General features: G+C 52.2%; 10 protein-coding genes. 3 read left to right on the top strand and 7 right to left on the bottom strand.

Going from position 1 to position 12,881, the window contains the following annotated elements:
- Positions 1-290: 290 nt before the first annotated feature.
- The 5 genes from P5689_RS06645 to P5689_RS06625 all read right to left on the bottom strand — a co-directional run bounded on the left by P5689_RS06645 (position 291) and on the right by P5689_RS06625 (position 8,071).
- A complete protein-coding gene (locus P5689_RS06645; protein ID WP_285532573.1) occupies positions 291-674 on the bottom strand; it encodes a DUF488 domain-containing protein in 384 nt (127 codons plus the stop codon).
- A 54-nt stretch (positions 675-728) separates the two neighbouring features.
- Entirely contained in the window at positions 729-1,280 is a 552-nt protein-coding gene (locus P5689_RS06640; RefSeq protein ID WP_285532572.1) for a recombinase family protein, read from the bottom strand.
- 132 nt (positions 1,281-1,412) lie between these two features.
- Complete coding sequence (locus P5689_RS06635; protein WP_285532571.1) at positions 1,413-6,314, bottom strand: type ISP restriction/modification enzyme; 4,902 nt, start codon at positions 6,312-6,314, stop codon at positions 1,413-1,415.
- 102 nt (positions 6,315-6,416) lie between these two features.
- Complete coding sequence (locus tag P5689_RS06630) at positions 6,417-7,367, bottom strand: hypothetical protein (RefSeq protein ID WP_285532570.1); 951 nt, start codon at positions 7,365-7,367, stop codon at positions 6,417-6,419.
- Between the two features lie 143 nt (positions 7,368-7,510).
- A complete protein-coding gene (locus P5689_RS06625) occupies positions 7,511-8,071 on the bottom strand; it encodes a recombinase family protein (protein ID WP_285532569.1) in 561 nt (186 codons plus the stop codon).
- A 199-nt stretch (positions 8,072-8,270) separates the two neighbouring features.
- Here P5689_RS06625 and P5689_RS06620 point away from each other — a divergent pair, with 199 nt between their 5' ends.
- The 3 genes from P5689_RS06620 to P5689_RS06610 all read left to right on the top strand — a co-directional run bounded on the left by P5689_RS06620 (position 8,271) and on the right by P5689_RS06610 (position 10,262).
- Positions 8,271-8,903: a hypothetical protein gene (locus P5689_RS06620; protein WP_285532568.1), complete on the top strand. Its 633-nt coding sequence runs from the start codon at positions 8,271-8,273 to the stop codon at positions 8,901-8,903.
- A gap of 109 nt (positions 8,904-9,012) precedes the next feature.
- Complete coding sequence (locus tag P5689_RS06615; protein ID WP_285532566.1) at positions 9,013-9,405, top strand: hypothetical protein; 393 nt, start codon at positions 9,013-9,015, stop codon at positions 9,403-9,405.
- Positions 9,402-10,262, top strand: a complete 861-nt coding sequence (locus tag P5689_RS06610; RefSeq protein ID WP_285532565.1) for a hypothetical protein — start codon at positions 9,402-9,404, stop codon at positions 10,260-10,262. Before P5689_RS06615 ends, P5689_RS06610 begins: the two co-directional genes overlap by 4 nt.
- A 44-nt stretch (positions 10,263-10,306) precedes the next feature.
- Here P5689_RS06610 and P5689_RS06605 read toward each other — a convergent pair whose 3' ends face one another.
- Together P5689_RS06605 and P5689_RS15615 are read right to left on the bottom strand one after the other, a co-directional pair.
- Positions 10,307-12,199: a relaxase/mobilization nuclease domain-containing protein gene (locus P5689_RS06605; RefSeq protein WP_285532564.1), complete on the bottom strand. Its 1,893-nt coding sequence runs from the start codon at positions 12,197-12,199 to the stop codon at positions 10,307-10,309.
- Positions 12,196-12,498, bottom strand: a complete 303-nt coding sequence (locus P5689_RS15615; protein WP_336718316.1) for a plasmid mobilization protein — start codon at positions 12,496-12,498, stop codon at positions 12,196-12,198. The genes P5689_RS06605 and P5689_RS15615 overlap by 4 nt, the downstream gene beginning before the upstream one ends.
- Positions 12,499-12,881 lie beyond the last annotated feature (383 nt).

Genomic DNA, 12,881 nt, shown 5'->3' with positions numbered 1-12,881 from the left:
GCAACTGAACAAGTGTCCGAGAGGGCCAGTTCTGTGCAAGCGCAGAATACAGGACACGACCCATCTGTATGGGGCCATGATGTCATGTGTCCAGAGAGTCGGTTTTTTGGTGGGGGTGGCGGAGAGAGTGGGATTCGAATCGGTTCCGATTCGTTTTTTCTCCAAGTCACAAACTTGAAAAACGGCTGAAAACTGCGGTTTTCTCAAAACCCTTCAAGTGGGTATGGAGTGGGACTTTGGAGAAAGGTTCTGGAGAAGTCAAGCATGCTCTATAAATGCTTTCTGTAAACTTATTCCTGTTCCAGAGCACTCAAGGTTTGATTCAGGAACTGGCGCAAAACCTGAGCATGATTATGAATCTTGTCATGAGCTCCATAAATGAGCGTGATTTTTTCTGAGCGGGCGAGATTCAATAAGGAAGATATTTCATCATTGCCACGATGAAGCTCAGTCAGATATTTTTCTTGGAATACAGTCCATTTGGCAGGGTCATGGTCGAACCATTTCCGCAAGGCGCTACTTGGCGCCACATTTTTGAGCCATACGGCAATTTCTAAATCAGCCTTTCTCACCCCTCTTGGCCAGAGGCGGTCGATCAAAACTCTAGTACCATCACTAATGTCGGGTGCTTCGTAGGCACGTTTGATAGAGATTTGAGGCAATGATTGTTGCATCGGTCTACCCTTTTCCTCAAACCTATCGAATAACAGTAAACGGCGTAAGGCTTCTCACGCCATTATCCTCTGAATGGTTCTCAGTCCGACCCCATACTCCTTGGCTAAAGCCGTCCCGGTCTCTTCTCCGTAGCGCCTGCGGATAGCTTCCTGGGCTTGTCTGCTGAGCTTGGGTTTCCTGCCCATTTTGATGCCACTCTCCATGGCTCTCTTCCTGCCAGATTGGGTGCGGTCGATGATGAGCGCACGTTCGAACTCGGCAAAGGAGGCAAGGAGGTTCATCGTCAGGCTTCCCATCATGTCATCCCTGATGGTGCCAACCCCCTGGATGGTTATGGCGATACCCTGCTGTCTGATATTCTGAAGTACGGTCAGGATGTCGAGTGTAGACCTTCCGAGCCTGTCGAGCTTCATGACAACCAGCTCGTCACCTGTCTGGAGTTTCTTCAGCAATTTCACGAATTGTGGTCTGTCATCAGATTTCACGGCGCCGGAAATCTTCTCTTTGAAGATGTTGGTCCTTGGGACTCCCAAGGCCATCAAGGCGTCTTCCTGTTCCTGTAAATCCTGTCCTAAAGTCGATACTCTGCAATAGCCATATTTCATACAATTCCCCTTATAGTTTTGGCGGGGAAATATGGCGGTTCATTTTCGGCTGTTTTCTGCGGTTTTATAATACCGCCATATTTTCCAATCTATGGCGGTATTATAGCAGGTTGCGTGAACTTTTTTTGCTCGTCAGGTGTCGAGGATATCCAGAGCAGGCAGAGTCTTTGCGATTTTCATTGTCTCAAGGCTCACAGTTATGACACGCAGGAAGAGTTCCAGAGGATAGCGCGGGTTGTTCATGGTCTCGATGGCCCAGTCATTGGCGTCGTTGACGATACCGCTGGCCTTGTCGGTTTTGACGCACTGACGCTCCACCACCCAATCAAGCGCAGGTTTTCCGTTGACCACATAGTCGTAGGCTTCCAGTGGGATGCCTGTGACTGTGATGCGGTCATTGTAGTGCAGGACGGTTTTGTCCTTGCCTTTGCCATACTTCATCTGGGTGACGCGGTAGTCTTCAGGTGCAGGGCGTGTGTTTCCTGTGTCGATTTTTACCCCTTCGTAGATGGGCTGGGTATCGAAATGGACATGCATTTCTCCCAAGCGCCGACCAGCATCCGAGAACGCCTTGAAAGCTTCAAATGTCTTCACGCGGGGAATGCGGGGCAGTTCTTTCCGTAGGGTATCAGCATAGCATTCTCGATAGTCTGGAGAGTGCAAAAGCCCATAGACGTAATAGAACAGGTCTTCCTTGCTGATGCTTTGCCCAGGATAGGCGTCCTGGAAATGCTTCAGCCCTTCGTCCGTGATGGCATCTTTGCGGGTTAAGCCGTTCGAGGCTTCGCCATTAAAGAGGTCAACACCGTTGTTGTCTTTGTGTAGTTTTGCATCCTCATAAACGAACAGTGGGAAGCACTGGCTTCCACCATCAGGCTGGAGGTCAGAGATGGCGTTTGTCATGGTTGCGAAGAAGCCATCGTCAGGCACGCGCACTTTCACGCAAATGACCAGATTATCTGCCTTTGCATCAGGAAACAGGCGAGGCATTTGATAGACCATCTCGTTCAACCGTCTATTGAAATAGAGCCATTGACGCGTGAATGGTCGATACATGCCTTGAGTGCGACAGCTATCTGAATAAATCAGTTCTTTATTTCTAGATAAATCTTGTTTTAGAGCGCGGCTCCAGCTGATTTTTGTGGCGTCCGAGGTAACAAAGTCACTGACCGCTGCATCTTTAATCTTTTTGTCCGCACTGCGATATGCTTGGTCAAAGCGTACCAATTCAGACATATATACCCCGACCATAGAAATTAAGTTTTCTTGGAGTTCTGTATTGGAAAAATTCCAGCACCAAGAATCCCTTGCTGTTACAACGCCAAGAGAGAATTTTGAGAATAATGGTGTTTCATTTCCCTTCTTCACTCCGATAGGCATAAAATTCCCGAAGCTGTCGTCTCTCTGACGAAGCCAGTCACCATGCTCATCTGGCGTGATGTTCTGCCATAGGTCCGCATCGCTTAGGCCCTTGATGCTGACCAGCTCTTCAATCTTCTTCAGTTTCTGTTCGCGGGTCAAATAGTCTCCGATGTCATGGAACAGAATGCGCCTCTGTTCCTTTGCTTCCGGGTTTTTCACCAGAATGGAAATGGCAATCGGAGCACGGCTTCCTGCATCGAAGATTTTTCCACCTTCCTTGCGAGATGTTTCGCCTGACGTCCTTTGATTTCCCCGAAGATGGAACACATGGATGCTTGAGAACTCTTCAGCCAAGGACTTCCGAAGACCATCTGCTGTATTGGATTCGAGGAAACCTGCGTTGGTTACGAAGCCCAGAACACCACAGCTTCCTATGCGGTCGGAAGCCCAACGGATGGCGCGGACATAGCTGTCATATAGGCCCTTGGAGAGCACCGCCTTTGACTGCTTGGCGTAAGTCTCTCTAATGCGTTCATCCAGAGCTGGGTATTCGACATTATCGTTATTGTCGTTTTCGCTTTTTTGTCCCACCGAGTAAGGCGGGTTTCCCATGATAACGCGGATATCGAGTTGCTTTTGTTTCTTGATGCGCTTGTTGTTGTCTTCCAGCGTGGAGCCAATCAGGTCATGTTCTTCATTCAGTCGGAAGGTGTCTGTCAGGCAGATACCCTCGAAAGGCTCATACGTACCGTCCATCAGGTCAGAGAAGGTCGCCTCGATGTTGATAGACGCAATGTAATAAGCCAGCAGGACGATTTCGTTGGCGTGAAGTTCATGCCTGAACTTGTGGAGCATCTGCTCCTTCGTAATTAGACCACTCTGAAGCAGGCGGGTAATGAATGTCCCTGTGCCTGTGAAAGGGTCCATGATGTGGACGCCCTTGCTCCCCAGAGTCTGGCCAAACTCGCTTTCGAGCACGTCATTGATGGAGCGGATGATGAAGTCCACGACTTCCAGCGGGGTGTAGACAATTCCGAGGCGTTCTTTCAGTCGTGGGAAAGCCTGCTGGAAAAAGCCATCATACAACTCTTTGATGACCTTCTGCCGACCATAGGCAGTATCAATGCCAGAGGCGCGTTCACGCACATTGGCATAGAAGTCTTCCAGCGTGTCCGTTTCCTTGTGCAGATTGTGCTTGTCCAGTGCATCCAGCACAGATTGCATGGCCTTCGACATAGGGTTGTCAGAGACAAAGCTATGGCCTGAAAACAGGGCCTCAAAGACAGGACGAGTAATGAGGTGCTGGGCCAGCATCTCAACGATGTCTTCCCGGCTGATGCTGTCATTCAGTTCAGAACGGAGGTCAGACACGAACTGGTCGAATGCATCACGCGCCAGAACATTCTCAGGGTTGTCGAGGATGGTGGTGATACGGGTGATGTGGGTCTGGGCAATCTTTGCAATATTGCCAGCCCAGTCCTCCCAGTGGTGACGGTTACCTACCTTCTTGACGATTTTAGCGTAGATGGCGCGTTCGATTTCCCCGACCTGGAACTCCATCTTGAATTGCTCATCGCTCGGACGATGGGCGTTCTTGCCAAGATTATAGGAGGAATGTGCTTTCTGAGCTGTCCCGGTTGTCAGTGGCGCCGTCTTATTGGCAATCTTCTTTGTGACGGCGATGACTTCCATACGAGACGTATCGGGTTTCGCTTGCAGGTCCATCTTGTTGACCATGCTGTCAAAGCGGTCATCATGTGAGCGAAGTGCTTGCAGTACCTGCCATACGACCTTGTAAGGCTGGTTATTATCAAGCGCCTGCTCGGGGGGCATTCCTGAAGGAATGACGACTGGAAGAACAACATAGCCTCGCGTCTTTCCCGGCGCTGTCCGCATCACGCGACCGACTGACTGCACCACATCCACCTGAGAATTACGGGGGGTAAGGAACAGGACGGCATCAAGTGCAGGAACGTCCACTCCTTCAGAGAGGCATCGGACATTCGAGAGCACCCGGCAGGTCTTGTCTGGCGTCTCCTCCTTCAGCCAAGAGAGCTTGGCTTCCTTCTCACTGGCATTCATCCCGCCATCAACGTGTTCTGCTTCGCAGGTCAGGCGGGCTTCAGGCTCGATGCCGTCCTGAAGTTGATATTCTTCGACTACCTCCTGAAACATATTGGCAATCTGAACGGAGCTGACCTTGTGACTACGTCCTTTATAGTCGGCGGAGATAACCTGACAGAAGGCCACAGCCCGTTTCATGGGTTCCGGGTCGTCGATCCCGTCCTGTGACATGTCGACTTTAGCCAGTGCCTTCCAGCACCCGACAATTTTGGCGGCATCATCGACTTTGAGGCCGTTTTCTCCGTCGTCCAGTAGTTTCTGAAGTCTTTCGCTGACGATGCCCTCATCCACAGCCAGCACGACGACCTTGTAATCGACCAGAAGTCTGCGTCTCACGGCCTCGGAGAAGGTGATGACGTGGAACTCAGGACCGAAGATTTTGGGATTGTTCATGCCATAGACGATGGCGCCGTCGCTCTCCGCCTTTTCCTGTGCCACATCGCCATAAATGCGCGGGGTGGCGGTCATGTAGAGACGTTTTTGGCCTTGGAGATAGGCTTGATTATGAACCCTTACGAAGGCGCTGTCATTTTCTTCGCCTCCGAAGGTTACGCCAGTCGTGCGATGAGCCTCATCGCAGACAATCAGGTCAAACGCAGGAAAGCCGAACTCTTTCTGGGCCTGACTGATGACATCAATCGAATGATAGGTTGAGAACACCACTGTCATGTGTGTGGCATCGTGGCGCTTTTGATATTCGCTGGCCAGACGTTCGGGGTCGGTCGTCGCCGGATAACGCAGTTCGTGGATCTTGACCTTGATCTCGTCGTCCTCGGACGCCTTTTTCTTGCCTATATCGCTGTCTGAGCAAACGGCAAAACTATGCAGAGGCACCTGACTTTCCTGTGTCCACTCTGTCAGCGACTGGGAAAGCAGAGAGAGGCTGGGGACAAGGAATAGAACGCGACCGCCAGCACCGACCTGTTCCTCTGCCAGCTTCAAACTGGTGAAGGTCTTGCCTGTTCCGCAGGCCATGATGAGACGGCCACGGTCATGCACGGTAAAACCGGCGAGTGCCTTTTTGACCGCAGTTTCCTGATGTTCGCGAGGCGTCTTTTTCTTGCGAATGACAACGGGCTGTTTAGGTTCGTATTGCGCCCAGTCGATGACGCTGGTTTCGAGGTCGAGCAGGTCAATTTTGCTGACAGGTGGGTGTTGGTCTGCAAGCGTGGCTTCAGCGTTGCTGTTCCAAAGATTGGTTGTGGCTACGATAACGCGATGAGAGAACCAGCTTTTGCCAGAAGCCGAGAAGAAGGTATCGATGTCCTTCTTGGTTATCCTATGGTCCGGCGCATAGAACTTGCACTGGATGGCATGGAGCTTCCCTGTTCCACGCTCTCTGGCCACGAGGTCAATGCCTGTATCCTTTACGGGATACCCTTGCTCCTTGGCCCATTTCTTGTAAGGCCACACCGTATCATAAAGGTCTGCATAACTGGGTTCGGTTCGAAGGTAGCAGACAATCAGCTCTTCGAAATAAGTGCCTTTCTCGCTCTCCGACACCGATGCATGGCGGAGGGTATCCAGTAGTTTCGCGAGAGCAGACATGGCCAAAACCTTACAGAGAACGATTAGCTGTCATATCCTGTAAGGAAGAGAACGAAAACTACCAGGGTAGCATCGGTGCGCTTCCTTCTGATATTTCTTTTCTCAGCAGGGGGTTAGGGGGTCATCGCCATACTTGATATCGTTGAGTAAAAACTTCCCATTTCTTATTAAGCGGAAGTTTTTTGACGCGAGCTTTATTGAAATAATCGTTGATTTTTTCTCTCTATAGAGAAATATGTTTTCACCGCCATCATTCCAAGAGACTTTGATATCACCCAAAGCGTAGTCGAAACCGTCATCGCTTTTATAATGGCACAATTGTGCCGTATCAATATCGTTTGGGTATAGTACTTTTATCGATTCCAATCCTTCTCTGTTGGTAAGAATGATGTCATCACTATTGGATGAATAAGAGACCATAGCTATCGTTATGGAAGTTAATGCGGATATGGACGGAATATATATAATCATCCCCAAGGCGGGAATTAACAATAATCCCAAATACAAATAATAACTTTCAAAATGTCTCGTTTGTACTGTAAAATATATTATATTTGCGAGAAGGCCGAGCAAAAGCCCCCACAACATTATTGCCTTTTGTTCATCATGTGCGTTGGGGTAGACAAAGTAGGCTAGAAGAAGAAATCCCGCCGTGAAAATAAGACAAAAACTGATAAATGCTTTGTCGTTATTGCGTATAAGAGCTCTTTTTATTGCGAGGCTTCTCGCAGATGGAATCATAGTGCAAGACATTATTGTATAATAAAATATTGGCATTAAGGAAAAAGCACTTACCAACTCTACAGTATACGAAAATATGGAAAACGCCGAAAATATGAAAACCATCTGTATGATTGATATAGATGGAATTATATAGTTGAGTATATTGAATCTTATTCCATATACCAGTACAAATATCCCGCTGTAAATGATGGAATTAAATAATACTATAGTAGTTATATGTTTTATTGCGCCCGATGTGTTGGCTGTCAAATTATTGACTTGTGCGAATATAGCCGCACTCCTCGCTCTTCTTTCGGAGTAGTTTATCATGGCCGTTCTTTCGGTTGGTTAACTTGCTTCGTGACTATTTGGGAAATATTTCGTCCCAAAAACACCTGTTTTGGGAATAGTCCATTTTTGCATGGCTGTGAGTCCGGTCATGCAATTATGGGACAGGGTTTGTGATACGGTTTTCAGGAGTTCATGGCGCGCCATGCTGTCATCTTGGAGACGTGCAGGAGCTTCGCCACCTCTCGTGCTGACAGCCCCTGAGCCTTGAGACGTCTGGCCTGAGCGAGGTCTTCCTCGGGCAAGGAGGGACGCCTTCCCAGACGTGTTCCTCTGGCCTTCGCCGTCTCCAGCCCTGACAGCACACGCTCTCGGATGATGTTGCGCTCGAACTCCGCAAAGCCTGCAAGGAGCAACAGGAACAGCTTGCCTCCGGCGCCTGACGTATCAATGCCGAGGTTGAGGATACGCACCGCCACACCTCGCTTTTTCAGCACATCGATGAGAGTCAGCACGTCCAGTGCGTTACGTCCCAGCCTGTCCAGCTTGGCGACAATCAGCGTGTCTCCTGCATGAAGCTTGCGCACCAGTCGCTTGAGCGCCGGTCGCGTCTTCCATGAGGTCGCCCCCGAGATGGTCTCGGTCACGATGCTGTCCTCGTTCACGCCTTCACGGAGTAAGTCCGTGACCTGATTGTCTGTCTGTTGTCGCGATGTACTTACCCTCGCATAGCCATATTTTCCCATATTCCCGTCCTGTCATTGCGGGACAGCTTTTCGGTACGTCTGCACCCGGTTTCGCCATCCTCCCATTATCGTAACAGAATCAGGTATTTACGGGATATCCTGGGGGCAGGTTCAGCACTGCACAGGGTGTGTGACGGCCTCGTTCTTCCCTGAATGAGCGTCTGTTTTTCCCCTGTTTATCGGAGGGGATGCACCCGGCATGGATGTCGAGATTTTCGGTCGCAAGGTCTGGATTCACGGAATCCAGGGACGGGTCAGCGGTTTGCGGTCATGGACCGAGACCCACACCACAACCTCGGGAGGACAGGTCAGGGATTGCGGACCTGGCGGTCTTCAGGTGGATGCACCACGGGTCAATGTCCATACCACCCATCACCAGAGCTTCTGGGTCATCGCGCCTTCTGGGCGTGAGTGGCAGGGCAGGGGTAACTATCCCTTGCGAGAGGGGCAGGAAGTGCGTGTTCTCTGGGCGGGGCTCGATGGTCAAACCACAACGGGTCATGTCGTGATGCATAACCGGACGCTCCAAAAGTTCTGGACCAATCCGGTGGATTTACCTCGTGCGCTGACCTTCCATGGCATCAAGCGCCTGACCCTGAAATATCTCGCCGTGCTGGCTGTGGTGTTCGGCGTCTCCTTGTACTTCCCCCTCACATATAGCGACGCTGGTACTGGCGCCTTTTTCAAAGGTCTGTTTGCGTGTCTGGTTCTGGTCGCTATCGGCGCCATGCATCGCATGCGGATGATACGGGATAATCAGAGCGAAGCGCTCGCCGTCATTCAGAAAGCCGTGGCGAATAACCCCAAGCTTCAACAGTCGCTTTCGGCCTGACGCACAGGGGCTGGCTCGGCAGTTCCGGCGCCTCGTGAGTCGTCTGCCTTCTGGGTTCTGCCTGCACGTCCCGTCTTTTGCTCCTCCACATCATAAGGAATGACATCTCATGAGACCCTTCGGTTCTCTGCTCTCCTTGCTCATGCTTGCAGGTCTCACCGCCTGTGCGTCTGCTGGTGATGCGTCGATGAAAAACCTCACCGCCTCTGAGGTCGAGAGCGCCATCCATGATGGTGTCACGACTGGTGATGAGGTCCAGCGTCGTTTCGGTGCGCCCTCGGAAATCTCTCAGGAGAACGGGGCGACCATCTGGAGCTACGCCTATACGTCTGGCCGTGAGGATAACCTCTCCCTGGCTCAGGAGGCTGTGGGTCTCGGTTTCATCGGCACACGGACCAATAATGAGAGCAAATCCCTCGACGTCACGCTGAGGAACAACATCGTTCAGTCCCATCGCTTTGCCATAAAGCATATCAGCGGTGGTAGCGGGGTGAGGCAATGACCATGAAGCACGCTCTTGCCCTCCTCGTCCTGACGATGCCTGTCACGGCTCAGGCCCAGACCATGACCGAATGCATGCTGGCGCGTAATCAGGGCATGATAAGCCCTGCCTGTGGCAAACTGCTCGGCCTGTCAGACAGGTCAGCCCAGCCTCCCGAGGATAATGGCGGGGTGCATCTGAAGCAGACGCTCTCCTACATGCCTCTGGGCAATCGTCTGGGGAATGCCAGTATCCTCGGCCTGTCTCTGGGTATGACGCAGGACAAGGCCACGCAGATTCTCAGGAGCTGGTGCCTGCGTGACCCGAACATCGTGAACACGGCCATCTCCACCACCTACAAGGGCGCGAGTGTCGAGACGCAGTTCTTCCCGAGGCAGATGCAATGCTCCAAAGGCGATGACACCATCGAGATAACGCTCTCTGCCCCTGTGATGGGGTCTGTGGTCACGCAGATAGAGCGGAATGTCTCCTTTGCTCCCGACAGCGCTCCGACCTTTGCAACATTGCAGGAGGAAGTCGTCGGGAAATATGGTCTGCACCTGCCAGCTCCCGGACCCTATGGGGAAGCCAGTCGCCAGCTCTATGCCAATATGGCGGGGCAGGAAATCGAGGGTGTGATTCACGCTGTCTCGCCCCGAAGCGAAAACATTTCGACCTATGACGTGCCGGGAGAGACAGGGCTGTTGCAGGTGCGTCTCCAGAGCGTGTCAGGCAATCCGGCCAATATAGGCCATATCAGCTTCGACCTGCACGACATGCGGGCCGAACGCATGGTGGCAACCGAATTGCTGAAACAACTCAATGCATCCGTCGATGCAAAACTTGGCAAGGCGTCATCGCTGAAGCCGGAGCTTTGACGCTGTCATCCGGGGGGAATTATCCCCTCGGCTAACTTGTCCCCTCATACAATGCCCATGATGCCAGACAGAGAAGGGCGGGGACTGGCTGATGTGGGACGGGTTGGAGAAGGCGTATGGGAGGCGTTGCGTGGTCTGTTGCCTCCGCCTGTGCCTGATTGCACATCACGTGTCTCCATCGCCCCTCTGTCTGCTCTTTGACGCAATGTGGTGACACGGGCCTTGGCAGAGAGAAGGTTGATGCGGGCAATCTGCATGACCTCGTTATCCTGCGTGTCTCCGAGATAGGCCAGAACCTCTTTCAGGGCCTGTTTCTCCTTCAGATAGTCCTTCACCTCGGGTAGGTTCATCCAGTCACGGTGTTTGTGTTCGCGACTGCGGACAATCCAGTCCGCCATCCATTTCATGGCATATAAGAAATTGCTGTCGTCGCTCATATCCAGCTTGCCGATATCGTGTCGGTGATAGCCTAACGAGTTCAATGCCTCATCGAAGACGGCTCTGGCCTTGCGGGCCTCTGCTTTGTGCCATGGCGTCCATAGGGTGACACGGGCCTCTGCATCCAGCCAGTCCTGTCTCAATCCAGCTAGACGCTTCTCATGGCCAGCCCTGATATACGCTGTATCACGCGATTTTGGGTCGGGATGAGGTTCGGCAGGAAGATGAGACCAGCGGGACTGGAAGCTCTCGACTAGCTCGGTCAGTAGGCCAGCAAAGCGTTTCTGGTCATGGAGATGGTCTCGGAGTTGCTGTTCCTTTTCTGCCTGCGCTTCGTTGAAGTCGATGACGGCCTGAGCTTCCGATTGTGTCATGCCCCTGGTGATACTGGCGCGTGTTTTCGCAGATGAGTTTGGTACGGCTCCAGTTCCAGCAACACTCCCAGCGGTGGCGCCGGTTCTCAAAACAGGCTGTGATATTTTTCTCCCACTTGCTGGTTCAGGGGCTGTGCTGACGGAATCCTCGGAGGGTTTGTATGGGTCCGGTGAAGGTGTTCCATGCTCATCATCAGAGGGGTCAACGGGGGTTTCCCCCTTGCCAGTTGGGTCTCGTGATGTGTCACGCGGGCCAGGGCTGGCTATGTCTTCCTTATGTCCCTGACGTATCGCGCTCTGCTCAGATGTTTCATGGCCAAGAACGAAGGCGCTGAACTCTGATTTGCGAACACCAAGCAGGCGGGACAGTGAGCCCACGATGACGCCGTGTTCGTCTTTGAGAAGCACCACACCAGGTTTCCTGTCTCCTGCCATCAGGGACCAGCCTTGCGAGGAAATCGCACTCTGGAAGGCCTGCCAGTCTGTGCTCCCGGCATAGAGGTCACGCACTCGATATTTGATGTCGAACGGCTTCCCTCCCTGTCTCTGACTGCGTCTGGATTGCGGGTCCGAGAGGATTGAGTTTGGGAGAGAGCCTTCACAGAGCACCTGTAATCTCTCGCGGTACTCCTCTGGAACGGCGTGATACACAGCCAAATTGTGGCGTCCCTTGGTCAGCTCCAGTCCGTGCTTCAGTTCGAACAGACGGGCTACTTTTTCCTGTCTTTCGTAGCGGTGTGACACATCTAGAACCTTGCCTGTCTCTGCATTGGTTGTGCGGACCAGAATATGACAGTGGCGGTTATCGGCCTCGTTATCATGGCGTGTCTTGGTGTGAATGACCGCAAGGGCGACATCGGACGCTTTGAATCCGAACTCCTGCGCCAGCATCGTGATGCAGTCGGCAAACTGTTCGGTCGTCAATTTCTCGCGTGATGATATCTGAAAGTGCTGGACAGCATTGACGCGACCGAAAGCCGTGGCATCCGCAATGCAGTCGTCGATATCCTGACGTCTGCCTTTCCATGCATGGATGCGTTCATTATCGCAGGTCTTCTCGACGAGATGATGCCAAATGGCGCCAGAACCGGATGACGTTTGGATGGGGTTGCTCTTGAGTATCATCTGACCCTCCCCAGCACGCGATTGATGCGGACCTTGAGGTCATCGATGTCCTCGGGCAGGGAGGAGACAGGAACCTGTTCGCCATTGTTCAGCCTGCGGGCAATCTGGTTCAAATTGTTACCTATCGCTGACAGCTCCTGACGCAAAGCCAGAAGCTCTTCAGCAATAAGGCTTCCGCCTGCCATTTCATTAAGCAGAACCCGGCGACACCAGTCTGAAACCCTGCGGGTGCCTGCCTTGCGTTTTATCCTTGCCTTTTCGTCGGGTCTGACCCGGATGTGTAATGTCTCCGTCTTCATGATGTGTCCTCGTTTCTGAGGACTATTGTGACACGGGATTATGCAAGGGGGGCGGGTGGTTGGGTCAGCCCTGCCACTTTGTAGAGCATGCCAATGCTTGCAAAACGAGATGCTCTTGAGCGCCTTTCTGCCTCAAGCAGAGCCGGATACCATGTTCCGGGTTAGTGAGAAAAATTGTCTCTTGAAGCAACGTTGCCAGTGGCGTCACCGGGCTTGCCTGTTTTCACCGGATTACTATCCATATAGGCGGACCCAAATCTGGTCAGGTCGGTTCCCGTGATAGGGTCCTTACGCATTGCCGATGTGTCATCGGGGTCTGGACCATGAGTTATGTCGGTTGATGGGGTGTCCTGGTATCCGGGAGGTGGATGATATTTTCCCGT

The sequence above is a fragment of the Asaia sp. HumB genome, assembly GCF_030263835.1.
GTDB classification, from domain to species: Bacteria; Pseudomonadota; Alphaproteobacteria; order Acetobacterales; family Acetobacteraceae; genus Asaia; species Asaia bogorensis.
The sequence above is the reverse complement of the archived record's forward strand: the minus strand, read 5'-3'. Positions and strand labels throughout refer to the sequence as shown.